This window comes from Nitrospira sp. Kam-Ns4a, from assembly GCF_965152595.1.
Window position 1 is genome coordinate 883,305 of the sequence record NZ_OZ224218.1, and the last position, 24,520, is coordinate 907,824.

The 24,520-nt window shown below is 68.6% G+C and carries 26 protein-coding genes; 8 read left to right on the forward strand and 18 right to left on the reverse strand.

The annotated features are described in order from the left end of the window. Nucleotides 1-13: 13 nt before the first annotated feature. Nucleotides 14-703, forward strand: a complete 690-nt coding sequence (locus tag ACWHYQ_RS04405; RefSeq protein WP_447974526.1) for a lytic transglycosylase domain-containing protein — start codon at nt 14-16, stop codon at nt 701-703. On the opposite strand, the gene nadB is transcribed toward ACWHYQ_RS04405, so the two are convergent. Together nadB and ACWHYQ_RS04415 are read right to left on the reverse strand one after the other, a co-directional pair. Continuing rightward, a complete protein-coding gene (gene nadB / locus ACWHYQ_RS04410; RefSeq protein WP_447974527.1) occupies nt 672-2,312 on the reverse strand; it encodes an L-aspartate oxidase in 1,641 nt (546 codons plus the stop codon). The genes ACWHYQ_RS04405 and nadB overlap by 32 nt on opposite strands. Nucleotides 2,313-2,321: 9 nt before the next feature. Then, entirely contained in the window at nt 2,322-2,915 is a 594-nt protein-coding gene (locus tag ACWHYQ_RS04415; protein ID WP_447974528.1) for a hypothetical protein, read from the reverse strand. An 88-nt stretch (nt 2,916-3,003) separates the two neighbouring features. On the opposite strand from ACWHYQ_RS04415, the gene ACWHYQ_RS04420 reads away from it, so the two are divergent. The 3 genes from ACWHYQ_RS04420 to ACWHYQ_RS04430 are packed head-to-tail and all read left to right on the forward strand — an operon-like array spanning nt 3,004 to nt 5,121. After that, complete coding sequence (locus ACWHYQ_RS04420; RefSeq protein ID WP_447974529.1) at nt 3,004-3,099, forward strand: AURKAIP1/COX24 domain-containing protein; 96 nt, start codon at nt 3,004-3,006, stop codon at nt 3,097-3,099. 36 nt (nt 3,100-3,135) lie between these two features. Next, nucleotides 3,136-3,354 carry a DUF6812 domain-containing protein gene (locus ACWHYQ_RS04425; protein ID WP_447974530.1) on the forward strand — a complete coding sequence of 73 codons (219 nt, stop codon included), beginning with the start codon at nt 3,136-3,138 and terminating at the stop codon, nt 3,352-3,354. Between the two features lie 27 nt (nt 3,355-3,381). Then, entirely contained in the window at nt 3,382-5,121 is a 1,740-nt protein-coding gene (locus ACWHYQ_RS04430; RefSeq protein ID WP_447974531.1) for an ABC transporter ATP-binding protein, read from the forward strand. Between the two features lie 60 nt (nt 5,122-5,181). On the opposite strand, the gene ACWHYQ_RS04435 is transcribed toward ACWHYQ_RS04430, so the two are convergent. The 4 genes from ACWHYQ_RS04435 to ACWHYQ_RS04450 all read right to left on the reverse strand — a co-directional run bounded on the left by ACWHYQ_RS04435 (nt 5,182) and on the right by ACWHYQ_RS04450 (nt 9,304). Beyond that, a complete protein-coding gene (locus ACWHYQ_RS04435; RefSeq protein ID WP_447974532.1) occupies nt 5,182-5,877 on the reverse strand; it encodes a hypothetical protein in 696 nt (231 codons plus the stop codon). 101 nt (nt 5,878-5,978) lie between these two features. Further along, on the reverse strand, nt 5,979-6,608 hold the full coding sequence (locus tag ACWHYQ_RS04440; RefSeq protein ID WP_447974533.1) for a Maf family protein: 630 nt from the start codon (nt 6,606-6,608) through the stop codon (nt 5,979-5,981). 3 nt (nt 6,609-6,611) lie between these two features. Continuing rightward, nucleotides 6,612-7,823, reverse strand: a complete 1,212-nt coding sequence (locus ACWHYQ_RS04445; protein ID WP_447974534.1) for a tRNA dihydrouridine synthase — start codon at nt 7,821-7,823, stop codon at nt 6,612-6,614. A 26-nt stretch (nt 7,824-7,849) separates the two neighbouring features. Then, a complete protein-coding gene (locus ACWHYQ_RS04450) occupies nt 7,850-9,304 on the reverse strand; it encodes a multinuclear nonheme iron-dependent oxidase (RefSeq protein WP_447974535.1) in 1,455 nt (484 codons plus the stop codon). 221 nt (nt 9,305-9,525) lie between these two features. On the opposite strand from ACWHYQ_RS04450, the gene ACWHYQ_RS04455 reads away from it, so the two are divergent. From ACWHYQ_RS04455 to ACWHYQ_RS04470, 4 genes are all read left to right on the forward strand, one after another. Then, the gene (locus ACWHYQ_RS04455) at nt 9,526-10,566 is read left to right on the forward strand and encodes an LOG family protein (protein ID WP_447974536.1); all 1,041 of its coding nucleotides are present in this window, start codon (nt 9,526-9,528) and stop codon (nt 10,564-10,566) included. Nucleotides 10,567-10,665: 99 nt separating this feature from the next. Continuing rightward, nucleotides 10,666-11,523 (forward strand): phosphoesterase, encoded by an 858-nt coding sequence (locus ACWHYQ_RS04460; protein WP_447974537.1) that lies wholly within the window; start codon nt 10,666-10,668, stop codon nt 11,521-11,523. Between the two features lie 82 nt (nt 11,524-11,605). Further along, nucleotides 11,606-12,325: a rhomboid family intramembrane serine protease gene (locus tag ACWHYQ_RS04465; protein ID WP_447974538.1), complete on the forward strand. Its 720-nt coding sequence runs from the start codon at nt 11,606-11,608 to the stop codon at nt 12,323-12,325. A gap of 668 nt (nt 12,326-12,993) precedes the next feature. Further along, nucleotides 12,994-13,758 carry a hypothetical protein gene (locus tag ACWHYQ_RS04470; RefSeq protein WP_447974539.1) on the forward strand — a complete coding sequence of 255 codons (765 nt, stop codon included), beginning with the start codon at nt 12,994-12,996 and terminating at the stop codon, nt 13,756-13,758. Between the two features lie 137 nt (nt 13,759-13,895). Here the strand turns inward: ACWHYQ_RS04470 and ACWHYQ_RS04475 are convergent, their stop codons facing one another. The 12 genes from ACWHYQ_RS04475 to ACWHYQ_RS04530 form a co-directional block, all read right to left on the reverse strand. Continuing rightward, nucleotides 13,896-15,056, reverse strand: a complete 1,161-nt coding sequence (locus tag ACWHYQ_RS04475; protein ID WP_447974540.1) for a 5-(carboxyamino)imidazole ribonucleotide synthase — start codon at nt 15,054-15,056, stop codon at nt 13,896-13,898. A 2-nt stretch (nt 15,057-15,058) separates the two neighbouring features. Further along, nucleotides 15,059-15,640 carry a 5-(carboxyamino)imidazole ribonucleotide mutase gene (gene purE, locus ACWHYQ_RS04480; protein ID WP_447974541.1) on the reverse strand — a complete coding sequence of 194 codons (582 nt, stop codon included), beginning with the start codon at nt 15,638-15,640 and terminating at the stop codon, nt 15,059-15,061. A gap of 113 nt (nt 15,641-15,753) precedes the next feature. Further along, nucleotides 15,754-17,100 carry a sodium:proton antiporter gene (locus ACWHYQ_RS04485; RefSeq protein WP_447974542.1) on the reverse strand — a complete coding sequence of 449 codons (1,347 nt, stop codon included), beginning with the start codon at nt 17,098-17,100 and terminating at the stop codon, nt 15,754-15,756. 17 nt (nt 17,101-17,117) lie between these two features. Continuing rightward, a complete protein-coding gene (locus ACWHYQ_RS04490) occupies nt 17,118-17,420 on the reverse strand; it encodes a P-II family nitrogen regulator (protein WP_447974543.1) in 303 nt (100 codons plus the stop codon). A 20-nt stretch (nt 17,421-17,440) separates the two neighbouring features. Further along, the gene (locus ACWHYQ_RS04495; protein WP_447974544.1) at nt 17,441-18,922 is read right to left on the reverse strand and encodes a complex I subunit 4 family protein; all 1,482 of its coding nucleotides are present in this window, start codon (nt 18,920-18,922) and stop codon (nt 17,441-17,443) included. Continuing rightward, on the reverse strand, nt 18,922-21,111 hold the full coding sequence (locus ACWHYQ_RS04500; RefSeq protein ID WP_447974545.1) for an NADH-quinone oxidoreductase subunit 5 family protein: 2,190 nt from the start codon (nt 21,109-21,111) through the stop codon (nt 18,922-18,924). The genes ACWHYQ_RS04495 and ACWHYQ_RS04500 overlap by 1 nt, the downstream gene beginning before the upstream one ends. Then, nucleotides 21,108-22,577, reverse strand: coding sequence for a complex I subunit 5 family protein (locus ACWHYQ_RS04505; protein ID WP_447974546.1), 1,470 nt, complete (start codon nt 22,575-22,577; stop codon nt 21,108-21,110). Before ACWHYQ_RS04505 ends, ACWHYQ_RS04500 begins: the two co-directional genes overlap by 4 nt. Beyond that, nucleotides 22,574-22,945 (reverse strand): sodium:proton antiporter, encoded by a 372-nt coding sequence (locus ACWHYQ_RS04510; protein WP_447974547.1) that lies wholly within the window; start codon nt 22,943-22,945, stop codon nt 22,574-22,576. Before ACWHYQ_RS04510 ends, ACWHYQ_RS04505 begins: the two co-directional genes overlap by 4 nt. Further along, nucleotides 22,938-23,387, reverse strand: a complete 450-nt coding sequence (locus tag ACWHYQ_RS04515) for an MnhB domain-containing protein (RefSeq protein ID WP_447974548.1) — start codon at nt 23,385-23,387, stop codon at nt 22,938-22,940. The genes ACWHYQ_RS04510 and ACWHYQ_RS04515 overlap by 8 nt, the downstream gene beginning before the upstream one ends. Then, on the reverse strand, nt 23,371-23,910 hold the full coding sequence (locus ACWHYQ_RS04520; protein ID WP_447974549.1) for a DUF4040 domain-containing protein: 540 nt from the start codon (nt 23,908-23,910) through the stop codon (nt 23,371-23,373). The genes ACWHYQ_RS04515 and ACWHYQ_RS04520 overlap by 17 nt, the downstream gene beginning before the upstream one ends. Nucleotides 23,911-23,914: 4 nt before the next feature. Next, complete coding sequence (gene mnhG / locus ACWHYQ_RS04525; protein WP_447974550.1) at nt 23,915-24,214, reverse strand: monovalent cation/H(+) antiporter subunit G; 300 nt, start codon at nt 24,212-24,214, stop codon at nt 23,915-23,917. After that, on the reverse strand, nt 24,211-24,516 hold the full coding sequence (locus tag ACWHYQ_RS04530; RefSeq protein ID WP_447974551.1) for a monovalent cation/H+ antiporter complex subunit F: 306 nt from the start codon (nt 24,514-24,516) through the stop codon (nt 24,211-24,213). The genes mnhG and ACWHYQ_RS04530 overlap by 4 nt, the downstream gene beginning before the upstream one ends. Nucleotides 24,517-24,520: the final 4 nt, after the last annotated feature.

Here is a 24,520-nt window from a genome sequence, read left to right on the forward strand (position 1 = left end):
GGCTCGCCCCCCGGTGCTAGCCTCTGTCTCCATGCACGCCTCGCCGCACTTCGCGCCTCGCCCCCGGGCCGCACGCCTCGCCCGGCTGGCCATGCTCGCGTTGCTCGCGTCGAGTCCGGCCTCGGCCGAGATCTACTACCTTGTCCAACCGGACGGCAGCGTCTCGTTTACGGACACGCCGACCGATCCCCGCTACCGGATCTGGCGCGAGCCCGACCGACCCGGCTCGCTCCGGCCCCGGCTGCACGGGCCGGGCCTCGATCGTGCGATCGTGCGTCACGCGAGGGCGCATCGACTCGATCCAAACCTGGTGCGGGCGGTGATCAAGGCCGAGTCAGACTTCGACCCGACAGCGGTCTCGAAGGCCGGCGCTCTCGGCTTGATGCAGCTCATGCCGGAGACGGCCCGGCGGCTGGCGGTGAGCGATGCCTTCGATCCGGAGGAAAACATCGGCGCCGGCGTCCGCCACCTGCGGGCCCTGCTGGACCGGTTCGGGGGAGACCTTGCGTTGGCGCTGGCCGCCTACCACGCGGGCGCGCGGCGCGTGGAAGAGGGGTGGCGCGTGCCGCCGCTCGACGAGACCCGCCGCTACGTCGAGAAGGTCCTGCGCTTCTACCGGACCTTCTCGCGGACCTCCTCGACCGCCACGCGCGGCGACCGGGAGCCCGCAGTCAGCGTCTCGCTGCCGCCGCGCCGCGAGTGACCTGGCGCCGCCGCGCCGGCTCCGCCGCTTGCTCCCCCCGCACCAGCCGGCTGTGCACCAGGGAGGCTCGCCCCTTCGCGTCGGGGAAGTCGGCCCGGTAATGGGCGCCGACGCTGTTCTCCCGCCAGAGCGCCGCCTCCGCGATGCAGCGCGCCACCTGGACCATGTTCCGTACCTCGAGGTCGCGGCGCGTCGCGAAGGGCCCGGCCACAAGCCGCTCCCACCGCGAGAGCTGCGCGAGCGCCGCGGCGAGCGAATCGCCCGTCCGGACCAGCCCGACCTTGCCCCACATGAGGCGGCGGAGCGAGCTGCGGAGCTTGTCCGCATCCTCCAACGTCCCCGGTGGCCGGCTGTCCAGCTCCTCCAGCGACGGGCAAGCCGGCCGCGCGTGCGCCGGGACAGTCACGGCGGCGCGCGCCGCCCGGGCCCCGAACACCAAGCCCTCCAGGAGCGAGTTGCTAGCGAGCCGGTTCGCGCCGTGCACCCCGCTGCAGGCGACCTCGCCGGCCGCGAACAGCCCCGGCAGGCTCGTCGCTCCGTCGAGGTCGGTCCGGACGCCCCCCATCATGTAGTGGGCGCTGGGCGAGACCGGGATCCACTCCTCCGTGATGTCAATGTCGTAGCGCAGGCAGGTCGCGTAGATCGTCGGGAACCGCCGGCGGATGAAGCTTGCGCTCAAGTGGGTCACGTCGAGGTACACGTGGCGGGCCCGCGTCGCGGCCATCTCCGACCAGATCGCGCGCGCCACGATGTCGCGCGGCGCCAGCTCCCCGGCCGGATGGTAGCGGTGCATAAACAACTCGCCCTTGACGTTCCGGAGCCGGCCGCCTTCGCCGCGGATGGCCTCCGAGAGCAGGAAGGGCGGGCTGGAAGGCAGGTACAGCGCCGTCGGGTGGAACTGGACGAATTCCATGTCCTCGAGCACGGCCCCGGCGCGCCACGCCATCGCCATCCCGTCGCCGGTCGCGCTGGGCGGATTGGTCGTCCGGGCATAGACCTGCCCGGCCCCGCCGGTCGCCAGCAGGACCGCGGCAGCCGGCACGACCGCTCGCGCCCCGCTCTCCTCTTCCAGCACCACCGCGCCCCGGCAGACGCCGTCCACCACCACGAGGTCCACCGTGAAGTGGTGGTCCAGCCAGGCGATGCGGGGCTGCTGCCGGGCCTGCCCCATGAGCACGCGGACGATCTCGTTGCCGGTCGCGTCGCCCCGCGCGCGCAGGATGCGGCTGCGGCTGTGCGCGGCCTCACGCGCGAAGGCGAACTTCTCTCCGACTTTGTCGAACCGCGCGCCCCAGCCGATCAGCTCCTGAATCCGGTCCGGCCCTTCCTCGACCAGCACCCGGACGGCCTCGCGCCGGCAGAGGCCGTGGCCCGCCTTGATCGTGTCGGTCAGGTGGATCGCGACATCGTCCTCCTCGCTGAGCGCGACGGCGACGCCGCCTTGCGCGTAGATCGAGCTGCTCTCGAGCGGATGCCCTTTAGTGAGGATGAGGACGCGCCCGTGTCGGCTCAGCTCGATCGCGGCCCGCAGCCCCGCGACCCCGCTCCCGATCACGAGGAAATCCGTCTCGGGCAACCCCGCCTGGCCCGTTACGCTCGCCCGTCGCATCGCGCGCTCTTACCCGTCCGGCTTAGCCTCGCTCGCAGGATGCCGCGTGGCCATCCCGAAGAAGAGGTCGCCGTCAACGCCCTTGAGCAGGATGGACTGGACCCCGACCCAGCGCAGGACGCCGTGCCCGCGCTCGCGGATGCCGGGATCGGTCGCCTTCCGCTTCCAGTTTCCTTGCCAGTGGACGAACACCTGGATCGTCTCGCCCTCGATGACGATCCGCTCGATGGAGAGGTCCAGGCTGATCTCCTCGAACTGCTCGAAGTCCCGCTCGATGTCCACCCCCGTCCGGTCGAGCGCCTCCACCGGCAGGATCAGGCGGTGCAGGGCGCTCCGGTCCTTCTCGACGTAGGCCTTGCGGAGGGCCTCCACCGCGGCGTCAATCCGCTGGTAGCGGGCGTGGTCGGCGGGATAGCGGATCTCTTTCTGGGAGCAGGCCGTCACGGCGCCGAGCGCGCCCAGCAGCGCACAGAGGACGGCGGCCACGGCCACGGGGCGATCCGACATCATGCGGGAGTATAGGAAGGCCGCGCGGGGAGCGTCAAGCCGCGCCCGCTCCGTGCGGTTCTTGACACCCTGCGCGCCGTTGTGATACGTAAGCACGGCCTCGCGGGGGCGCGCGGCAAGACGCCGGTTTGCTTGCAATTACGCGAAGAACCCTCTACACTTCTCCCATCGTAGGAGCCTGCGCATGTCCAGCGTGTTGAAGAAGCGCCGCAAGAAAATGCGGAAGCATAAGCACAAGAAACTACGCAGACGCATGAAGTTCCTGCGGCGCCGGACCTAGGCTCCGATAGCGCGGCCCCGGGGAGGGAGGAGCGGCGTGCCCGAAGGCAAAAAGGCTCGGATTCGAGTCCGAACGCTGAACAACACCTACGTCGGCGACTTCGTCATCCCACCAATGCGGAACCGCGTCTCCGACGTGCTGAACGAAGAGCAACGTCTGTTCATCAACCTGACCGACGTGACCGTCAACGACAAGGAGCACGCCGATTTCGTGTCGGTCAACAAGAACCTGATCGAATCCATCACGCAACTGTAAGCGAGTCAGTTCCACCGACTCGGACTCGTGTCGTACTACTCGCGCTTCGCTCCCTTCCTGAAACCCTACCTGCCGCAGATGGCCGGCGCCGCGCTGCTCGTCGCCGGCGTCGCCGTCGTCAATCTCGCGCTCCTGCGCCTGGCGGGCCGTCTCTGGGATGTGATCACCGTCCAGCACGACCAGGCGGGCATGACCGCGGCGCTCGGCCTGTTCCTCGCACTGGTCCTCCTGCAGGGCCTCCTCTCGATGGGCCACAGCTACCTGACCGCGCGGGTCTCGCAGCGGATCCTGGCGGACTTCCGGACGCACCTGTTCGCCCACCTGCAGCGGCTCTCGTTGAGCTTCTTCGCCCGGCGTCGGACCGGGGAGCTCCTCTCCCGGCTGATGAACGACGTGGGCATCATCCAGTCCACGCTGACCGAGACCCCGATCGACTCGGCCAAGCAGCTCGTCACCTTCGTAGGCGGCGTGGCCTTCCTGTTCGTGATGAACTGGCGGTTGTGCCTCCTGATCCTGCTGCTGCTCCCGCTCCTCGTGCTCGTCGCGCGGCTGTTCGGCCGGCGGCTCCGCGCCCTCTCGACCACCATCCAGGACCAGCAGGCGGCGCTGACGACGCTGGCTGAGGAGGTGCTGTCCGGGATCCGAGTCGTCAAGTCCTTCGTCCAGACCCGCCGGGAAGTGGCCCGGTTCGCTGGCCAGGTCGAGCGCGCGCTCGCGATCACGCTCCGGCGGGCCGCCGTCCTGGCCCTCTTCATCCCGACGATCACGCTCCTGACCTTCGCCGCCGCGGGCGCCGTCGTGTGGTACGGCGGCACGCAGGTGATCGAGGGCACGGTCTCGCCGGGGGACCTCTTCGCCTTCGTCCTCTTCGCGGGCATCCTGATCGGCCCCTTCGGCTCCGCCGCCCGGGTCTTCGCCCAGCTCAAGGAAGCGCAGGGCGCCATGGCGCGCGTCTTCGAGATCCTCGACACCGAGCCAGAGATCGGCGACCGCCCGGACGCGATCGAGCTGCCGCCCCTCGCGGGTCATGTCCGGGTCGAGGACGTCAGTTTCGCCTATGACCCGCGCCAGCCGGTGCTCGCCGGGGTCTCCTTCGAGGCCAAGCCCGGCGAGGTCGTGGCGATCGTCGGGCCGACCGGCGCCGGGAAGACCACCCTGATCAACCTGCTGCACCGGTTCTACGATCCGACCGCAGGCCGGATCACCCTGGACGGCTACGACCTGCGGGCAGTCCGGATCGAGAGCCTCTACCGCCAGATCGCGCTCGTGCCGCAGGAGACGGTCCTGTTCGGCGGCACGATCCTCGACAATATCCGCTACGGGCGGGAAGACGCCGCAGAAGAGGAGATCGTCGCCGCCAGCCGGGCGGCCAACGCACACGAGTTCATCACGGCGCTCCCGGACGGGTATCGGACCGTCGTGGGCGAGAAGGGCGTGAACCTCTCGGGCGGCCAGCGCCAGCGGCTCGCGATCGCGCGCGCGGTGCTCAAGAACCCGCGGCTGCTGATCCTGGACGAGGCGACCTCGGCGCTGGACTCGGAGTCGGAGCGGCTGGTCCAGGAGGCGCTGGACCGGCTGATGGCGGGCCGGACCACCTTCGTCGTCGCGCACCGGCTCACGACCGTGCAAGGGGCCAACCGGATCCTGGTGCTGAACAAGGGGCGGATCGTCGAGGAAGGCACGCACGCCGCGCTCATGGAGCGGCGCGGCCTCTACCACTATCTCTACACGCTGCGTTTGCGAGAGCAAGAAGCGAACGGCTCATAGCAAACAGCGGCGGGACGCGCCGGAGCGCGCGCTAGGAGCTACCCGCTGCTCGCTGTTCGCTTATTTGACCTTCGAGAAGTCCGCCTCGAACTCCTCCTGTTTGCCGTCCGGGAAGAAGATCACGACCTTGGTCTTGGCGTTGGGATCGAAACTGTCGTAGGCGAACCGAGCCGTGAACCGCGACCGGTAGGCGGGCCCCTGCCCCTCGTTCTTGCGGCCGCGCTCGGCCTGGCTCACGTCCACCGGCCGGATGGTCTTGCTCCCCTGCTGGAGGGCGACCTGGACGCCATCGGCGAAATACTCATCGTCCCCGCAGAGTTGGATCTCCATCTCCAGGTTGGGCATCTCCAGGTACTTCTGGATCTTGTCGTCCGGCATCCGCACTTCGCGCTTCTGCTTTTCCGACTCCATGGCCTCGCGGCGGCCGAACGCTTCCAGCCAGTACCGCTTGGTGCGGAGGACCGCGCTGGCGCCGCAGGGATTCTTTTCTGGGTCGGCGCCGATCCGCGTGGTCAGGGCGGCCTGTTGCAGGACCTTCTTGACTTCCTTCTCCCGCTCTGGCGACTTGTAGGCAGCCTCCAGCGGCTCGCGGCCGGCCGCGAGGGCCTTCTTGGCCTCCTCCATGGTCAGGTTCACGTCAATCGCGGCGGCGGGCCCGCCTCCGGCCGCCCAGAGCGCGATCGCGCCGAGGACGACCGCTCCGGGCCCTGCGTGACTGGTGCTCGCTCGCTTCCCTGCCCTCGCCGCTTCCCGCATGCCTCCCTCCTCCTGGCTCACCGCCGCGCCGCCGACTCGTCAGGCCGGCGCCATTGTAAGAAAAACGGCTGGACCATTGCAAACCCGCCCGCCGTTCCCCGTCACGCGAACCGGACCCAGTTCGGGTAGGGACGCTCCCAGTAGAGCCGGTCCACATCGGCTGGCACCCGGCATCCGTGGCGCTCGAGCAGCGCCGCGAGCCGCCCTAACGGGAGGCCGACCGCCGCCGGGTAATCGCCCGCGATCCGCTCAATCAACCGTCCCCCCTCGCCCTGGATCGAGTAGGCCCCCGCCTTCCCCAGACTTTCCCCCGTTTGGAGGTAGGCCTCCAGCTCCTCTTCGCTGAACGCACGCATCCAGACCCGCACCGTCTCGACCGCCCCATCGGCGAGGCCGTCGCTCGCCCGTCGGAGCGCCACCGCCGTATGGATCAGATGCGCCCGGCCCCGGAGCCGGCGCAACATGCCCCGAGCGTCGGCGAGGTCCTCCGGCTTGCCGAGCACCGTGCCGTCCAGCTCGATCAGGGTGTCGCTGCCGACGACCAGCGCGTCCGGGAATCGGGCGGCGCACGACTCGGCCTTGCCCTCGGCGAACCGTAGAGCTAGGTCCGGCGGGCTGGTCCCGCGGCCGAGCACCTCGGCGAACGTCGGCGCCGCCATCTCGAAGGGAACCTGGAGAAGCGCGAGGAGATCCTTGCGTCGAGGCGAGGTGGAAGCGAGCACCAACCGCATCGGCTACGCGCAGGCGAAGGGGACCGCCACGGCCGACTCCAGCGGCCCGGACGCGGAGTCTGCCGCGCGAGGAGCGGCGCCGACGAACTCGGCGACGATCCGCTCGACGTCGGCGCTCGAGGAAGCCCGCACCATCGCGGCCCGCATGGCGGCGGCGTAGGGGAACCCCTTGCAGTACCAGCCGAGATGCTTCCGCATGCGGGGGAAAGGCTGCACGCCGAACAGGGCCTCGAACTGGCGGGCGTGGTCGAGCATCACGCGGAACCGCTCGGCAGGTTCCACGGGTGGCTCGTCCAGCATCGCGAGCGCGGTCTCGTCGGGCCGCGCGGCCCGCGCGAGCGCGCGGGCCGCCTCCTTCCCGCGGAAGAACCAGGGGCAGCCCAGCGCGCCGCGCCCGACCAGCACCCCATCCACGCCGCTGGCCTGCACGCGGCACACCACGTCGCGCAGCGACTGGAGGTCGCCGTTGCCGAGCAGCAGCGTGCCCGTGCCACGGACGAGCCGGGCCGCCCGCGCGATCGCCGACCAGTCCGCCTCCCCGCGATACATCTGCGCGAGCGTGCGCCCGTGGACCGAGATCACGGCCGGCCGCTCCTCCAGCAGATGCGCGACCCAGTCCTCGACGACGACCTGATCGTAGCCGAGTCGGGTCTTGACCGAGAGCGGGATGACGCGCCGCTCGACCGGGCGGCCGCCCCGCGCCTCGTTCATCGCGCGCAGCCGCGCCGCCCGCGCCGGCCTGAGCCCGGCGGCTTCCAAGGACTGCCCCGCCGCCCAGTCCAGAATCCCCTGGCGGGCCGCCCGCAGGATAGCGTGGGCACGGTCCGGGGTGCGGATGAGCCCCGCGCCGGAACCCGAGGAGACCACGTTGCGCGACGGGCAGCCCATGTTGATGTCGAGCCCGTCGAAGCCCAGCGCACAGACCGCATGGGCGGCTTGATAGAACAGGTCGGGGTCCTTCCCATAGAGCTGCGCGACGACCGGCCGCTCCAGCTCGCTGTACAGGAGCGACGCCAGGAGCGCGTCGGGCCCGCGGCAGACGTCCAACACGCTCGTGAACTCGGTGAACGTGACGTCCGGCGGTCCCTGCTGCGCGACGACCAGCCGGAACGCCGCGTCCGTGACGCCATCCATCGGCGCCAACCCCATGATGGGGCGGGGAATGTCGTGCCAAAAAGAGCCGTGAGGGGTGAGGGGTAAGGGGCGATCGGTCATGCTGATTCCTGATCCCGCCTGACTCGTTAGGCGCTGCCCGCCACTGCCTCGCACGCCATTCGATAGGCGGCGCACAGCTCCGCCGCTTCGCGCCGCGCGATCGCCGCGCTGGCCGGGAGGACCTCCTCGATAAACTCGACGAAGCGACGCACCTTCAACAGGAAAAAATCGTAGGGCTCATTCGTGACTCTCGGCGCCTGGAACCAGAAAGTCACGAAACGCTCGACGGCGAGACCGGCGCGCTTGAGCTGGCGGCAGGTCTCCGGAAACATGTCCTGCAGCGCCCCACCCCAGGCCAGGATCTCGTGCGGCAGGTACACCCGGCGATAGAGGTCCAGGCCCTCCGGATCGGGTGCGGGGCCGGGAAGCCCCCTTGAGGCGGCACCCGTGACGATCCGGGCATACCGCTCGTACTGGCCCGTCAGCTCTGCTTCCTCAGACCGGGGGCCGTCCACCTCCGGAGGCTCCCGCGGGCCGTCGCGTGCGGCCAGCACCGCTCCGGCGGCGGGCCGTTGCGTGGCCGCGGCCACGCGGGCTCCGAACTCCTCCCGAAGGCGCCCGAACTCCCGCACGATCTGCGGGATCGCCTTCGTGTCCACCTCCAACGCGACGCCCTTCAGGTTCGCGAGCCCCGGGTGCGCGAGCGTTTGGGCGAGCATGTCGTACAGTGCCTCGGGCACCGGCGCCGCGTGCGCGTCAAGCCAGCGGGGCGGGACCGCCGCCTGCCCCTGAGGATCCCGTTCGTGCGCTGCGAGCCCGGCTAGATGGATCTGGATGACTCGTTCGAGGGGAAACTCATCGAGGAAGTCAGCCACGTAATCGCGGAGCGCGGACCGTCGCCACGCGCCCGAGTAGCGGTACTGAGTCCAGACGTGCCCGAGATCGAGCACAAGCCCGCAGGGTGCCAGCTCCGCCACTCGGCGGAAAAAGGCGGCCGGACGCAGATCCCCCCATCCGAGGTAGGGGAGCGGCGGGATCTCGAGCAGGACGAGCGGCGCGGCCCGTCCCGGTGCCGCGGAGGCGAGCCGGTCGAGCTGTGCCTGGAGCCGCCGCACGTGCCGCGCCGTCACCGCGGCGCTCGCCCGGGTGAACAACGGCGGCAGATAGGTTCCGAACGCGTAGCCTGCCATCTGCTTGGCCGCGCACTCATGGGTCAGCCACGCGCTGCCGAGCAGACGCAGGTGGGCGGCGGCGGCGGTGACCTCCGCTTCCCACGGATAGGCTGTCTCCCAGTCCGGCTGCGTCAGCCAGAGCCCTTCGGCGTGATACTCGATCGGCAGCGCCGGGAGTCGGCGTCGGACCGCCTCCAGGATCGGCGCCGGCGCCTTGAACAGCTCCAGGTAGTCGGCGCAGAGCCCTTCCCGATCCAGCGCCTCGAGCAGCTCCCAGAGGTCCGGCTGGTAGACGTCCACGGACAGGCCGAGGCCGTGGCGCGCGAGACGCGCCGCGCGGGCGACGAAACTGTGGTCCGGGGCAGCCATGTCCAGTTCCGGGGGGCGGGGGCGGCCAACGGCCTGTAGTCTAGTCGTCCGCCCTCCTCCTTGACAAGGGGCGGGGACGGCCGCAGCCACACGGATCGCGCCTCCCTTTTGACCGAAGGCGAGCGACCTGGTAAGATTCAACTCCGATCTCCTGAGAGGCACGCGCCGGGTTGCGCAGGGCAGAGCGGCCGGGGGCGGAGATCGGGGCCGGCCGAGCTACCATGACGGATCAGGAGATTCTTCGACAGGTCCAGGCGCTGCTGGACGAACCGGACGACAGCCTCCGGAAGGTGCTGCAGAAGCACATGCTGGAGGCGGTCCTCAAGCTGCGGGACAGCCCCCTCGACAACCTCGACCTCAAGATTCTCCACCGGACGTTGAAGGAGCTGCGCTACGCGCTCAAGGTCTTCGCGCCCTACCGTCACCGTCCGAAGGTCAGCGTCTTCGGCTCGGCGCGCACCCAGCCCGATGACCCCAACTATCAGCTCGCGGTCCGCTTCGGCCGGCGCCTCGTCGAGCGCGGCTACATGGTGATCACGGGCGGCGCGGACGGGATCATGCGCGCCTGCCAGGAAGGCGCCGGCCGGGAGCACAGCTTCGGCGTCAACATCATGCTGCCGTTCGAGCAAGGCGCGAACTCCGTGATCGCCGACGACCCCAAGCTGGTGACGTTCAAGTATTTCTTCACCCGCAAGCTGATGTTCGTCAAGGAGTGCTGCGCCGCCGCGATGTTCCCCGGCGGGTTCGGCACGCACGACGAGGGGTTCGAGGTGCTGACCCTCGCCCAGACCGGGAAAAGCGCGCCCCAACCCTATGTGTGCCTGCAGGCCCCCGGCTGCGACTACTGGGACCACTGGCGCCGGTTCCTGACCGACCAGCTCCTGGCCCGCCAGCTCATCAACGAAGAGGATCTGTGCCTGTTCAAGATCTTCGACTCGGCGGAGGACGCGGTCGAGGAGATCGAGGCCTTCTACCGCAACTACCATTCGATCCGGTTCGTGCACCGGCACCTCGTCGTCCGGATGAAGCACCCTCTGCCCGAGGCCTCGCTTGCTCGGATCAACGAGGAGTTCGCCGACCTCCTCGCAGATGGCCGGTTCGAGCAGGGCGGCCCGCTCCCCGGCGAGCACGACGAGCCGGAGCTGCAGCACCTCCCTCGGCTGGTCTTCCACTACAACCGGAAGAGCGCCGGCCGGTTGCGGCAGCTCATTGACCGCCTGAACACCGTGCCGCAACCCGCCGTGGTCGGCAACTCCGCGTAGGACACGCCGCGGCAGCCCGGACAGCCGGCCGCGTCCCTGAGCCGCCGGACGGGGTGTTGGTCACAGCCGGCAATCATGGTATCCTGTGCCCCTTGAGGTATGAGCTGGCCTTCGCGTCACCCGGAACCCTCGCCCGCCCCCGAGGTGGTCTTGTACCATGCGGACTGCGCCGATGGGTTCGGTGCCGCCTGGGCCCTGTGGAAGCGGTTTCCCGCCGCGCAGTACGTTGCCGTCAAGCACGGGTTCCCCCCGCCGCCCGGGCTGGCCGGGCGCCACGTCGTGATCGTAGATTTCAGCTATCCGCGGGAGACGCTCGAGGCCCTGGCCCAGGCGGCGGCGAGCCTGCTCGTGCTGGACCACCACGTGACGGCCCAGCAGGCGCTCGCCGGCCTGCCCTACGCGCGCTTCGAGGAGAAGAAATCCGGCGCCGTGATGGCCTGGGAATGGGCGCATCGGGAGCCGGTCCCCTGGTTGCTCCAGTACGTGCAGGACAAGGACCTGTGGGAGTGGGCGCTGCCCGCTAGCCGGGAGATCAACGCCGCGCTCGCCTCCTACCCCTACGACTTCGAGGTCTGGGACAGGCTGCGCCAGGACCGGCTGGAGGCCGATGGGCAGGCAATCCTGCGCTACGAGCGGGAACTGGTCGGCAAGATCGCCGCCGGGGCGGTGCTGGTCTCCTTCCACGGGACGACCGTCCCCGCGGTGTGCAGCGCCGTGCTGACGAGCCAGCTCGGGGAACGCCTCTCCCCGGGCTATCCGTTCTGCATCATCTGGCACGACCGGGACCACCGGCGCTACTATAGCCTGCGGTCCCAGCCGGACGGCGCGGACGTCGGCGCGATCGCCGCCGCTTACGGCGGTGGTGGCCACCGGCACGCGGCGGGCTTCTCGGTGCCCTTGGGACCGGACGCGCCCGAACCGCTGGGCCCCTTGACAGGAAAAGCCCGTGACAAGTGACGTGGGACGGGCGAAGGGGTGAAATGGTGCCCCCAACCGCTTCCAGTTCGTCACCTGTCGCGCATCACCCATCACCGCCTTTATGATTCCCCTCCACGACGACAACCCCACGACGCTCACGCCAGTGGTGACCATCACGCTGATCGCCGCCTGCGTGCTCGTCTTCTTCTACGAAGTCTCCCTCCCGGAGGACGTAGCCGAGCTGTTCGTGTACCGGTACGGGGCGATCCCGGCCCTGTTCCTCGGGCACGCCGCAAGCGCCCCCGAGTGGGCAGGCCTCCCGGCTTACGCGAGCCTCCTCACCAGCATGTTCCTCCACGGCGGCTGGATGCACCTGATCGGCAACATGCTGTACCTCTGGATCTTCGGCAACAACGTCGAGGACGTAATGGGGCATGCGCGGTTCGTGGTCTTCTACCTGACCTGCGGCATCCTGGCGGCGCTCAGCCACGGGCTGATCGACCCGACCTCCACCGTCCCTATGGTCGGCGCGAGCGGAGCCATCTCCGGCGTCCTCGGCGCCTACCTGCTCCTCTTCCCGCACGCCCGCGTGCTCGTGCTGGTGCCGCTCGGGTTTTTCTCCCGGATCATGTACGTGCCGGCCGCCCTCGTGCTCGGCCTCTGGTTCGTCATGCAGGTGCTGAGCGGCGGGATGTCACTCGGGCGCGGGGGCGGCGGGATCGCGTTCTTCGCGCACATCGGCGGGTTCGTGGCGGGCATGGCCCTGATCGGCCTCTTCAAGCGCCCGGAGGTGCGCTTCTTCACCCCGCGGCGCCATCGCCGCTGGGAGTCTGACTGGTAATCGAAACGTCCATGGACAGCATCTCAACGAAAGCGAGTCATCCCTGATGGTGTCACGACCGCGGACAAGACTGTGCGTGACCGGATTCATCCTGCTGATGGTGATCCAGTTATCCGGTGTGACGTGTCTCGATGAGTGGGCCAGCGTCTCGTCTCACGCATCGCCGACCGGGCGGAGCCAGTCAGTGACGCGGACTGTGGACATGGGCCAGACAGGCGACGATGGCTGTCCTTGCCACCTCGCCTTTGTGTCGGTACCCCACGCGGCCCCTGCAACTTGCTGCCCTATCCAGTTGAGGGCCATCGAGGCTCCAACGACGGCCCTGCCGGGTCCCGTCACTCTGCCATTTCATCCTCCTCTCGCTGCGTAACGCTCCTCTGCAGCAAGCCTTTCTGTCGCTCAGTGCCAAGCCGTGACTGTTGGCCGCTCACGCGGAGCGCGGGGCTCGCCACACGAGGTGTGCGCGATCCCTGTTCGCCCAGTCACGGATGGCGGATCCCCATCGAGAGGAGATGACGATGCCTGGCACCTGGCTGACAACCTCTCAGACCGCGTCTGTACTTGGAAGGCTCATCCTCTGTGGAGTGCTCGTGAGCTGCAGCATGCTGGAAGGACAACCGCCGGCCTCACCAGTACCGCCCTTGCGCATTGTCGTGGGGCCGATCATCTTGGAGGCGCCGATCACCACGAGCGCGCAGATCTACTCGTTCGAGGAAGCGCCGGCGGCGGAGACGGACTCTGTCTTGTTAGCCCAGTTGAAGCAGGAGATCGAGGTCAAGGCCCAGCGCTTCCTGACAGCGCATCTGGCGAAGCAACCGGGAGTGACTGTCGTCCCCTTCGAGGATGCCCGGCGCCTCCTTGCGGATATTGGGCGCCCAGGAGCACCGCTGACCGACGCGCAAATCCGAGCGCTCGGCGAGGAGACAGGAGCGGATATCGTGGTCACCGGGCTCGTGCACGACTACGGGAAGGTCCGCTGGCAATACTGGCTAACCGGCTGGCTGCTGCACGTGTCGGCGTGGACAGTCGCAATAGGCGCAGCCACGGCCTGGAATCCTGCGGCTGTCGGTGCGTTTCTCGCCGTCGACGCCACCACCGACGTTCCACTCTGGTATGGGGGCGCGGAGATGTTCGGCTGGGCGTTTCGGCCTGTCCGGGTACACCTGGATGCCGTGCAAATAAGAGACTGCCAGGGGCTTATCTGGACCGACGATGCGCTCAGGATCAGGGTGCCGGGCAAAGCGTTGGCTGGCCATCGGCCCGAGCAGCAACAGCGGAAGGACGTGCAATTGGAAGCAAACCTGGAGCAGGCGCTGGCCGACCTTGCCGAGGCGGCGGGGAAGAAATTGGCGGTTCAAGCCTGCACAGAAGGCAGAACACCGGACACGATCCACGGCTTCTCGTTTTCATCTCTCTTCGACGTTGTCCTCTAAGCCGTGCGCCTCGAGGCATCCACAGGACGGCACCCAGCCAGGGGCACAAGCGTTTCGCCGGCGCCGCGCCAAGGCCGTCTCGCCATCTTCGCGGAGGCTTCTCCTCAGTTCCGCGATCCGGTTGAATTTCAAACCAGTCAATGGCCCAGCCACCGCCGGAAGGCCGTCGCCGCCTCCCAGGCCTCCTCGCCCTTCTCGGCCAGGAACGTCACGTGGCCCATCTTGCGGCCGGGGCGGATGGGCGTTTTGCCGTAGACGTGGAGCGCGGCGCCGGGCCGGCCCAGCAGCGCGGCGAGTCCCTCGCCGACAGTCGCCCGGGTGAGGTCGTCGCCCAGCAGGTTCACCATCGCCGCCGGCGAGAGCAGCCGGACCTCCCCGAGCGGGAGGCCGCAGAGCGCCCGCACCTGCTGCTCGAACTGCGAGACCGTACAGGCGTCCAGCGTGTAGTGGCCCGAGTTGTGCGGGCGAGGGGCCACCTCGTTGACGAACAGGCCGCCGTCCGGCATCAGGAACTGCTCCACGCAAAAGACCCCCACGCCCTCGAGGGCCTCCACGACCGCGCCCGCCAGCTCCTGCGCCCGCCGGGCCGTAGCCTCGTCCACGGACGCCGGCACGCGGGTGAGCCGCAGGACGCCCCCTTCATGGAGGTTCTGCACCACGGGATAGGTGCGGCGCTCCCCGTCCGCCCCGCGCACGACGAGCACCGACAGCTCCTGTTCGAACGCGAGGAACCGCTCGAGGATCCAGCGGGCCGGCCCCTCGCCTGGCGGCTGCGTGAACAGCCGGGCGGCGAGCGCTTCCGCCTCGGCCGGGCCGGCCAGCCGCCACTGGCCCTTGCCGTCGTAGCCCGAGGTGGCTGTTTTACAGAGGCAGGGGAAGCCGAGCCGCTCGGCCGCGCGCAGGTCGGCCGGCTCGCGGACCGCACAGAAGGGGGCGACCGGAATCCCGTGCCCAGCCAGGAAGGTCTTCTGCTCCAGCCGGTTCTGAAGGAGCTGCAGGATGCGGGCAGAGGGACGGAGCGGCAGGCGGCGTTCCAGCTCCGCCGCGGTCGCGACCGGGATGTTCTCCCACTCGTAGGTCGCGGCGCGGGCCGCGCCGGCCAGCTCGTGCACGGGTCCGGGGTCGGTGAACGGCGCGCAGAGCGGCCGGTCGGCCCCCTTGAGGGCCGGCGCCTCGGGGTCGGGATCCCAGACCGCCACGCGGTAGCCGAGCCGCCGGGCCGCCACGGCGAACATGGCCCCGAGCTGCCCCCCGCCCAGGACCGCCACCATCGCGCCGGGTTCGATCCGGTCCGCCATCGCTAGCGCCTCTGCCGCCTCCTGCCGGCCGGGCGCGCCGGCTGCATCTCGGGGGACGAGGCAACAGCCGCCTGTGTCTGGGCGCGGCGATACTCGATGAGCCGCTCCCGCACGTCCTTGTGGTGCCCCGCGAGGATCTGGGCCGCGAGCAGGCCGGCGTTCTCGCCGCCTCCGATCGCGACGGTCGCCACCGGCACGCCGCGCGGCATCTGGACGATCGAGAGCAATGAGTCGAGGCCGCGCAGAGGCTCCGTCGGAATCGGCACGCCGATCACCGGCAGATGCGTCTTGGCCGCCAGCATGCCGGGCAGGTGGGCCGCGCCGCCCGCCCCGGCGATGATGACCTCGATCCCCCGCTCGTGGGCGTGCGCGGCGTAGTCGAACAGCCGGTCCGGGGTGCGGTGCGCGGAGACGACCCGCAGCTCACTGGGCACGCCGAGCTGAGTCAGCACCGCCACCGCCTGTTCCAGGACCGGGAAGTCGCTCCTGCTCCCTCCGAGGACGCCGACCAGCGGGGCGTCCTCCCCTGGCCCCTCTCCATCCGCAGCTCCCTGCGGCCCCCGTCTCTTGGGCTGACCTCTCATGCGCGCCTCCTCTCCGGACCGGGCTCATCCCGCCTAGCCCCTGACACCTTAGCGTCCCGTGTCGCGCGGGTCAAGGTGAAGCTGCCGCGGCTCGAGCGGACCCCGCGCCGCGATCAGAGGTACCGGAGCCAGAGATACCCCATGCTGATCCCCACCTGGAGCAGCATGATCGGAAACGCCACTTTCATGAACGAGAAGAACCGGAAGGGAATCCCGTTCCGTTCCGCGATCCCGGCCACGACCAGGTTGGCCGAGGCTCCGATCAACGTGCCGTTGCCGCCCAAGCATGCCCCGGCCGAGAGGGCCCACCAGAGGCCGGTCAGACGGTCGGCCGGGATCCCGGCCTCCTGAAACGCGGGGAGCATGTCCTTGATCATCGGGATCATGGTCGCCACAAACGGAATGTTGTCGATGAAGGCGGAGAGGAACGCGGAGACCCACAAAACCGCGAGCGCGGTGAGGGTGAAGTCGTTTCTTGTGAAGTCCAACGTCCACCGAGCGAGCACCTTGAGGAGCCCCGCGTGCTCCACACCCGCCACGATCACGAAGAGACCGCAGAAGAAGAAGATCGTCACCCATTCGACCTGGCTGAAGATCTCGTGGAGCTTCTGCGCCGCTTGCTCCCGCCCCAGGCCGAGGGTCACGAGCAAGAGCAGGACCCCCGCGCCGGCGAGCGCGATGGTGGCCGGCTCCAGGTGGAGGAGGCGCGCGAGCACGAAGGCCGCCAGCACACACCCGAAGACGACCAGCGACCGCCAGAGCAAGGGCCAGTCGGTAAGAGCCTTGTACTCGTCGAAGGCCAGCAGCCGCGTCCGAGCGTCCTCTGCGACGGTGAGATGGCGGCCGTAGACCAGCCAAAGAGGCCCGAGGGTGGCGAGGAACACCACGATGATGAGCGGGGTCAGGTGGAGGACGAAGTCATTGAAGCTCAAGCCCGCGGCCGAGCCAATCATGATGTTGGGTGGATCGCCGATGAGCGTCGCGGTGCCCCCGGAATTGGAAGCGTTCACCTCGGCAAACAGCAGGGGGTACGGATCGAGGCGCAGCTCGTTCGCGATATGCAGGGTCACCGGCGCCACCAGCAGCACCGTGGTGACGTTGTCGAGAAACGCGGAGAGCACGGCGGTGACGGTCGCCAACATCGCCAAAATGCCCCAGGGATGCCCGCGGGCCGCCTTGGCCGCCTTGACGGCCAGAAACTGGAAGACGCCCGTCTCTTTCATGATCGCCACCAGGATCATCATGCCCACGAGCAGGCCGATGGTGTTGAAATCAATCCCCCGGAAGGCCTGGTCCTGGTCAAGGACCCTGGAGGCGATGACCAGGCTGGCGCCTAGCAACGCCACGACGGCGCGATTGAGCCGGTCCGCCACGATCAGGGCGTACGTGGCCACTAGAATGGCCGTGGCCACGACGGGCGCCGGCCAACCGAAGAGCACCTGGGGAGGCACATCCGGCATCGGGTGAGAATCGCCCTCTACTTCTGAAAGTATCCGGGACGGACCACGGTAACGTCGGAAATGAACATGACACCCGGATGCTTCTCGAAGAGGGGCAGGACCCCGGCGACAATCGCGTCGACCAGCTCCTCGGGCACCACGGTCATGATCAGATCCTGACTGTGCACCTCGTTAAAGAGGTGCCCGCTCTCGTGCACCCCGTGATGCCCCTTGCCCGCGACGTTGGGAATCACGGTATAGCCCGTGACCTTGAGCCGGTCCAGCAGATCCTCGACATGCCGGAGCAGGTCTCCTTCCACGATGAGTTCGATTTTTTTCATGGTGCCCTGCCGCTCGCTCGCTAGCCGCTGCTCGCCACCGGGAGATGCTCCACCAGGAGGGTGATGCTGGCCTCCATCAACCCCAACACCGGCCGCGGGTAGAGCCCGACCCAGAAGACCAGGACGATCAAGGGGAGCAAGATGGCCATCTCGCGCCGGTCCAGATCGGGCAGCGGGCCGTGACCAACCTGGTGGGCCGGCCCCATCGCCACGCGCTGGACCATCCAGAGCATATACGCCGCCGCCAGCAGGATCCCCACGACAGCCAGGATCACCATGGGATAGCTGCGCGTGGCCGTGCCCACGAGGACCAGAAACTCCCCGATGAAATTGTTCGTGCCCGGCAGACCGAAGGAGGCCACGGCAAACACGAACAGGAACACCGTGAAGCGGGGCATGAGCCGCAACAATCCGCCGTAGTCCGCAATCATCCGGCTGTGGGTGCGCTCGTAGACCTGCCCCACCGCCAGGAACAGCGCCCCGGTCGTGACCCCATGGTTGACCATCTGGAGCAACGCGCCTTGCAGCCCCTGCGTATTCGCGACAAAGATGCCCAGCGTGACGAAGCCCATGTGGGAGATCGAGGAGTAGGCGACCAGCCGCTTCAGGTCGGCTTGCGCGAGGGCCATGTACGCGCCGTACAGGATGCCGAGCACCGACAGCCAGAGGACCAGCGGCGTGACGGCGGCGGTGGCCGCGGGCAACACCGGCAGGCAAATCCGCATAAAGCCATAGCCGCCCATCTTCAAGAACACGCCGGCCAGGAGCACGCTGCCGGCCGTCGGCGCCTCGGTGTGCGCGTCGGGCAGCCAGGCGTGGAACGGCACCATCGGAGTCTTGATCGCGAACGCGATGAAGAGCGCGGCGAAGATCCACCGCTGGACCTCGACGCCGACGTGCGGCGCCGCCAGCTCTTGCAGGTCGAAGGTGTGGCCGCCCTCCAGATACAAGGCCAGGATGCCAACGAGGAGCAACAGGCTGCCGGTGAGGCTGTACAGGGCGAACTTGATGGCGGACTGGATCCGCTGGCGGCCCCCCCACAGACCGATGATGAAGTACATGGGAATGGTCGTGGTCTCCCAGAGCATGAAGAAGAGGAACAGGTCCATAGCGGCGAAGACCAGGATCATCGAGGCTTCGACCAGCAGGATCAGCATCAGGAACGCCTTGAGGTGCGTGGTAATTTCCCGCCAGGAGCAGAGGACGCAGAGCGGGGAGAGCAACGAGGTCAAGAGCAGCAGCGGCAGGCTGATGCCGTCCACCCCGACGGCGTATTGGACATGGAAGGTCGGCATCCAGAGCACCCGGTCCACGAACTGGGGGGCCGGATTCGACGGATCGAACCCGTGCCACAGCACCAGCGAGAGCAGGACGTCCAGGAGCGTGAAGGCCAGGGCCACGCGCCGGAGGGCCTGCGGATGCTCGAGGAACGCCAGCAGCACCACGCCCGCGAGCGGGAGGACCGCCATCCACGTGACGAGATGATCCGCCAGCCAGGCCATCAGTGCACCATCCAGAGCACCAGCCCCATCACCACGACGAGCGAGCCGATGAGCAAGAGCACGTGGTACTGGAGCAGGCGCGGCTCGACGCGCCGCAACAACAGACCGGACCGGGCCACGCCGCGCCCGACCGCCTCGCTCGTCCGGTCGAGGCCCCCCACATCCACCGTTTCCCACAGCCAGCAGGCCGCCGCTTCATGCTGCCGGGCGAGGCGGTCCACCGTCCGATCGATTCCCCCCACATCCACCGTGCGCCAGAGCCAATGCGCAGCCTCCACGTTCCGAGAGGCCAGCCCGTCAATACTCCGATTGACCCCGCCCACATCCACACGCCGCCACAGCCAAGACGCCAGGGAGACCTGGAGCTCCGCAAACTGAGCCACGCCCCGGTCGAAGACCCGGGCTTCCAGAAGGGTCCACAGCCGATGGGCCCAACGCAGACAGGGCCGCACGACCCACCGGTCATAGGCCTCGTCCAGATAGCCGGCGTTCAGGGCGTGGACATACAGGCGGCGCTTCCACTCGGCCAGCCGGGCGGCGACACCCGGACGGACGCCGACGCGCCTCAATCTGACCGCGCCGACCGCCCCGGCCGCCCAGCCGGCGAGCGCCGCGGCGGCTCCCGCGGCCAGCCCCTTGAACGCGCCCACCGCTAGACCGGCCTCGGCCCGACCGGGCAGCAGCGCGGGCGCCAGGAGCGCGGTGGAGGCGGAACAGAACCAAGCGAATCCCCCGAAGAGCAGGCCGGCGCCGAGCGCGCCGGCTCCCAGCACGCGCGGAGAAAACAGCCACTGGCGATCCTCGTAGACCCCGCGCACTGGTTCCCATCCTGAGGGGATCGGTTGGTCATGGGCGCGGACCAGCCAGCCGACGCAGGCCCGCGCGGTCAGGAAGACGGCCACCAGACTGACCGCCCAGAATACAGGCCGGGCGAACGATCCGGTCGCCGCCGTCCACAGATGCCGGTACGGCGTCGCATAGAGGAACAGCGGGGGCAGCAGGGCCAGGAGCAAGGCGAGCACCAGCAGGCCGGGGTTCACCCTGACGGGGAGCGACTCCGGCGCACGCGCCGCGGGCGCATGCGCGGCCGGGAGGTGCCCCACGACGCTTCCTGCCGCGAGAAACGAGAACGCCTTGTACAGGCCGTGCGCCACGAGATGAAAGATCGCGGCCAGCGGCGCGCCCACCCCGGCCGCGAGCATCATGAAGCCTAGGTGGCTGATTGTCGAGTAGGCCAGGATGCGCTTGATGTCGCTCTGCGTAAGGACTACGACCGCGGCGAAGAGCGCGGTGATCGCCCCGACGACCGCGACCAGGACCATGGCCGCCGGGGCCTGCTGGTACAGCGGCCCCAGCCGCACCACCAGATAGACGCCCGCATTGACCATCGTCGCGGCATGGATCAACGCCGACACGGGCGTCGGCGCCTCCATCGCATAGGGCAGCCAGACATGCAGGGGGACTTGCGCCGACTTCCCCATCGCCCCGCAGAAGAAGAGGATGCCGATCAGCACGAGGGTTGGGGTAGGCCCGTGTAGTCCCGCCCAACCCAGCAGGTCAACGGTCTGGCTGGCCTTGCCCGGCGCCGCCTCCAGGATGGCGGGCAGGTCGAGCGTGCCGAATGTCCGGTAGGCCAGGACAATGCCCAGGGCCAGGCCCAAGTCCGCCACCCCGTTCACGAGAAAGGCCTTCGTGGCAGCCTGCGCTGCCGCCGGCCGCTCTCCCGCATGGGCGATCAACAGGTACGAGCAGAGGCCCATGATCTCCCAGACCATGTACACCTGGAGGAGATTGGTGCTCAGCACCAGGACCAGCATCGAGCCGGTGAAGAGCGCGAGCACGGCAAAGAACAGGTCATAGCGGGGATCTCCCTCCATGTACCGGCAGGCGAAGACGTGCACCAGGCCGCTCACGCCGGTCACGAGCACCAGCAGCACGACGGACAAGCCATCGAACTGCCACGCGGCCGCCACGACCAGGGCCCCCGATTTTAGCCAGGTGCCCAGCGGCACGACGAAGGGGCCGACGGCGGCCACGCGGAGGAGCGCCGCCACCGACAGGGTAAAGGACGCGCCGACGGCGGCGATGGCCACGCGGTGGCTCGGCCCGGCAAGGCGGTGCATTCTCAGCGCGATGGCGGCACACGCGAGCAGCGGGAGGAACGGGAGCCATGCGTAGTGCGCGGTCATACGCCCTTTGGGACGACCAGGTCGCCGAGGAATCCGATGATCGCGTCGCTGAAGAGCCCTAACCCCAAAATCCCCGCGATCACGATCCCCATGCTCAGGCGCATGGGCCAGGGCACCTCCGCCGCAGGCTGAGCCTCCGCCGGGGCCGGCTCGAGAAACACGCGCGCAAACACCTTGGCGAAATACGCGAGCGTCACCAACGTGACGACCAGGATCACCATCACCGCGGCGTAGTTTCGGGCCTCGAGGGCGCCGAGGACCAGGTACCACTTGCCGAAGAATCCGCCGGTCGGGGGGAACCCCACCATCGAGACGCCGGTGAGCACGAGGAGGGTCCGGGTCCAGGCCATGCCCCCCCGCATCCGGGCGAGCGCATCGAGCTCGGAGGCGCCGCATTGCCGGATCGCCGCCCCGGCGAAGAAAAACAGCCCCGCTTGCATGACCGCATCAACGATGAGATAGAAGACGCCGCCGGCCAGGCCGGTGGGCGTACCCTGGCTGATCCCGAGCACGACCAGCCCCAGATGGGAGACGCCGGCGTAGGCGAACATCCGCTTGAGATTCTGCTGGGCCAAGGCCAGCAACGCTCCGACCAGCGTCGCGACCGCACCGAGCCAGCCCCAATACGCCAGCAGCGGCAAGTGGTCGCGCACGAGGTCGACGCCGGCCACCCAGTACAGAATCCGGACCGTAGCGTAGAGGGCCACCTTCGTCACCAGCGGGGCGATGAGCGGGCTGACGGCATCCGGGGCATGGGTATAGGCGTCCGGGAGCCAGCCATGCAAGGGCACCAGCGCCATCTTGATGCTCAAGCCGACCATCATCAGCACCAGTCCCCAGAGCACCGCCTGAGACTCCAGGAGCCCTGGCAGCCGCTGCGCGAGATCGGCCATGTTCAGCGTCCCCGTCGCCGCGTAACAATAGGCTACCCCGAGCAGATAGAGCGACGCTCCCAGCGTCCCCAGGATCAGATACCGCAGAGCCGCCATCAGCGCCGCCGCGCCCGCCATACCGACCAGGGCGTACGCGCACAGGGACGTCACCTCGACGAACACGAAGATGTTGAACAAATCGGCCGCGAGCACGATCCCCGTCAGGCCGGCGACTAGCAGCAGGAGGAGCGTGTGGAACGGCATGGTCTTTTCGGCCAGATCCTGGCTCAGCGTGGGCCCTCCGTACCAGACCGCCGCGAAGGCGATCCCGCTGATCGGCAGCAGCACCACGGCGCTCAAGCCGTCGAGGACCCATTCGATCCCGAGCGGAGGGGCCCAGCCACCGAACGCGTAGTGCACCGGGCCCGCCTGGGCCACGACCGAGACGCCGACGCCGGCGACCCCGCACATCACCGCGAGCGCCCCCAGGGCCAGCGGGCGGCACCAGGTCGGCCGCACCAATGCCACGGCCGGCATGGCGACCCCGGTGGAGAAGGGGGTCAAGAACAGCAGAACGGGAAGGTGCCTCGTCATTCCTGCATCCGTTGATAGACTTCCGCCTCATCGAGCGTGCCGTACCGACGATAGATCCGGATGACGAGCGCAAGGGAGACTCCCAACGTCGCCACACCGACGACGATCGCCGTGAGCATGAGCGCAGGCGGCAAGGGGTTCGCGTAATCTTCAGGGCGAACCGGTCCGGCGGTCGGGAGCAACACGGCCACCGTGCCGCCGACCTTGGCGGAGAGGGTGAGAAAAAAGAGCATCACGCTGGTCTGCACCAGGTACATCCCGATCAGCTTCTTCACGAGATGATGGTGCGTGAGCATGATGGACAGCCCCCAGAGGAACAGGAACACAAAGACGAGAAAGTTGGTGCGACCGAGCCAGTCGTCAATCATGCGTCGGGTCCTCCGAAGCCGGCGACGACAAGCTGAAGAAGATCGAGATGCCCACCACCGCCACGTCCACCGCCACACCCACCATGGTGAGGAGGATCCCCAGGTATCGGCGCGTGGGCACATCCATCCCCAAGACGGGGAGACTGGCATAGTTCAGGTACTCGCCTAGGCCGATGAAGCATGCCCCTCCGACCACCGCAAAGAAGAGCAGGCCCACCCCTTCGCCACAGGCTGCCATCTGCCGGATGTACCGCTCGTCGCGTCCGTTCCCGAAGACCAGCAGCACGAGGAGCAACGTCGCGCCGAAGGCCACGCCGCCGACAAAGCCGCCTCCCGGGCTGACCTGTCCGTGGAACAGCACATAGGCAGCGTAGAGTTGAATGACCGGCGCGAGCGCGCGGGCCACCATCTGCACGATCAGGCTGTCATGGGGACGGTCCATGGTCTCTCCGGAGGAGCAGCAACCCAGCGATCCCGGCCGCAAAGATCACGGTGGTCTCGATCAGCGTATCGAACCCGCGATAGTCCATAATGACGGAGGTGATCACGCTCGGCGTGCGCGTCTCCTCCAGGCTTCGCTGCAGGTAGGCCGGGGAGACATGGACGTTGGGCGGCGAGAGCGGATCGCCGATGCGGGGCAGATCGCGCGCCCCGAGGACCAGCAGGCCTCCCAGGGCCACCAGCCCGGCCACGGCCAGCCAGGGGTGCCGCGGGCGCGGCTGGCGCACTTCGACGGGCGAGGTGGCAAACAGGGTGAGCAGAAAAAACACCGTTGAGAGCCCGGCGCCGACCACGCACTCGGTAAACGCCACGTCCGCCGCCCCCAGGGCGGCCCAGATGAGGGCCAGGACGAAGCTGTAGCAGGCCAGGATCAAGACCGCACCGATCAAATCGCGCATGAGGATCGCCCCGCCGGCCGTCAGCACGAGGAGCACGAGCAATGAGTTGTTGACCCAGAGATTCATCGCGTCATCGCTCCTGGCGCGTCCAGGGCCGCAGCCCGCACCGCAAGGCGGCCCGCGCGGTCACGTGCGAGATCACGGGATTGACCAGCAAGAGAAACCCCACGATCAGGAGCAGCTTCAGCGCGGTGAGCGTGAGGCCCTCGTAGCACGCCAGCCCCACGATGAGGAGGGTCAGCCCGAGCGTATCGCTGATCCCGACCGCATGCGACCGGCTGTACACATCGGGAAACCGCAGCAGGCCAACCGCCGCGACCGTCGCGAAGCCAAGCCCGACCAGGACCAACAGCAAGCCGACGAGCTTCATCGGCTCACCTCCCGGGACGCCCGTGCCGGCGCCTCCGCCGGTACCCCCTTCAGCTCGAGGTACTTGGTGACCGCCACCGCGCCGATCAGGTTGAGCAGCGCGTAGCCGACCGAGATGTCGGCGAACATGTCCAGGCGCTCGTAGAGCGTCCCGATGACCAGCATCAGCACGGTCACCTTGCCAGACAGGCCGTTGAGCCCGAGCAGCCGGTCGAAGAGGGTCGGCCCCCGGACCATCCGGTAGAGGTAGACGACCATCAACACGACCAGCGCCACAAACACGCCGAGCAGCAGGCTGTGCATCCAA

What these genes read in the sequence shown, in the direction of transcription:
- nadB (WP_447974527.1), bottom strand. Translation starts at nt 2,312, where the DNA reads ATGCGACGGGCGAGCGTAACGGGCCAGGCGGGGTTGCCCGAGACGGAT.
- ACWHYQ_RS04420 (WP_447974529.1), top strand. Translation starts at nt 3,004, where the DNA reads ATGTCCAGCGTGTTGAAGAAGCGCCGCAAGAAAATGCGGAAGCATAAG.
- ACWHYQ_RS04435 (WP_447974532.1), bottom strand. Translation starts at nt 5,877, where the DNA reads ATGCGGGAAGCGGCGAGGGCAGGGAAGCGAGCGAGCACCAGTCACGCA.
- ACWHYQ_RS04440 (WP_447974533.1), bottom strand. Translation starts at nt 6,608, where the DNA reads ATGCGGTTGGTGCTCGCTTCCACCTCGCCTCGACGCAAGGATCTCCTC.
- ACWHYQ_RS04445 (WP_447974534.1), bottom strand. Translation starts at nt 7,823, where the DNA reads ATGACCGATCGCCCCTTACCCCTCACCCCTCACGGCTCTTTTTGGCAC.
- ACWHYQ_RS04450 (WP_447974535.1), bottom strand. Translation starts at nt 9,304, where the DNA reads ATGGCTGCCCCGGACCACAGTTTCGTCGCCCGCGCGGCGCGTCTCGCG.
- ACWHYQ_RS04455 (WP_447974536.1), top strand. Translation starts at nt 9,526, where the DNA reads ATGACGGATCAGGAGATTCTTCGACAGGTCCAGGCGCTGCTGGACGAA.
- ACWHYQ_RS04460 (WP_447974537.1), top strand. Translation starts at nt 10,666, where the DNA reads ATGAGCTGGCCTTCGCGTCACCCGGAACCCTCGCCCGCCCCCGAGGTG.
- ACWHYQ_RS04465 (WP_447974538.1), top strand. Translation starts at nt 11,606, where the DNA reads ATGATTCCCCTCCACGACGACAACCCCACGACGCTCACGCCAGTGGTG.
- ACWHYQ_RS04475 (WP_447974540.1), bottom strand. Translation starts at nt 15,056, where the DNA reads ATGGCGGACCGGATCGAACCCGGCGCGATGGTGGCGGTCCTGGGCGGG.
- purE (WP_447974541.1), bottom strand. Translation starts at nt 15,640, where the DNA reads ATGAGAGGTCAGCCCAAGAGACGGGGGCCGCAGGGAGCTGCGGATGGA.
- ACWHYQ_RS04485 (WP_447974542.1), bottom strand. Translation starts at nt 17,100, where the DNA reads ATGCCGGATGTGCCTCCCCAGGTGCTCTTCGGTTGGCCGGCGCCCGTC.
- ACWHYQ_RS04490 (WP_447974543.1), bottom strand. Translation starts at nt 17,420, where the DNA reads ATGAAAAAAATCGAACTCATCGTGGAAGGAGACCTGCTCCGGCATGTC.
- ACWHYQ_RS04495 (WP_447974544.1), bottom strand. Translation starts at nt 18,922, where the DNA reads ATGGCCTGGCTGGCGGATCATCTCGTCACGTGGATGGCGGTCCTCCCG.
- ACWHYQ_RS04500 (WP_447974545.1), bottom strand. Translation starts at nt 21,111, where the DNA reads ATGACCGCGCACTACGCATGGCTCCCGTTCCTCCCGCTGCTCGCGTGT.
- ACWHYQ_RS04505 (WP_447974546.1), bottom strand. Translation starts at nt 22,577, where the DNA reads ATGACGAGGCACCTTCCCGTTCTGCTGTTCTTGACCCCCTTCTCCACC.
- ACWHYQ_RS04510 (WP_447974547.1), bottom strand. Translation starts at nt 22,945, where the DNA reads ATGATTGACGACTGGCTCGGTCGCACCAACTTTCTCGTCTTTGTGTTC.
- ACWHYQ_RS04515 (WP_447974548.1), bottom strand. Translation starts at nt 23,387, where the DNA reads ATGGACCGTCCCCATGACAGCCTGATCGTGCAGATGGTGGCCCGCGCG.
- ACWHYQ_RS04520 (WP_447974549.1), bottom strand. Translation starts at nt 23,910, where the DNA reads ATGAATCTCTGGGTCAACAACTCATTGCTCGTGCTCCTCGTGCTGACG.
- mnhG (WP_447974550.1), bottom strand. Translation starts at nt 24,214, where the DNA reads ATGAAGCTCGTCGGCTTGCTGTTGGTCCTGGTCGGGCTTGGCTTCGCG.
- ACWHYQ_RS04530 (WP_447974551.1), bottom strand. Translation starts at nt 24,516, where the DNA reads ATGCACAGCCTGCTGCTCGGCGTGTTTGTGGCGCTGGTCGTGTTGATG.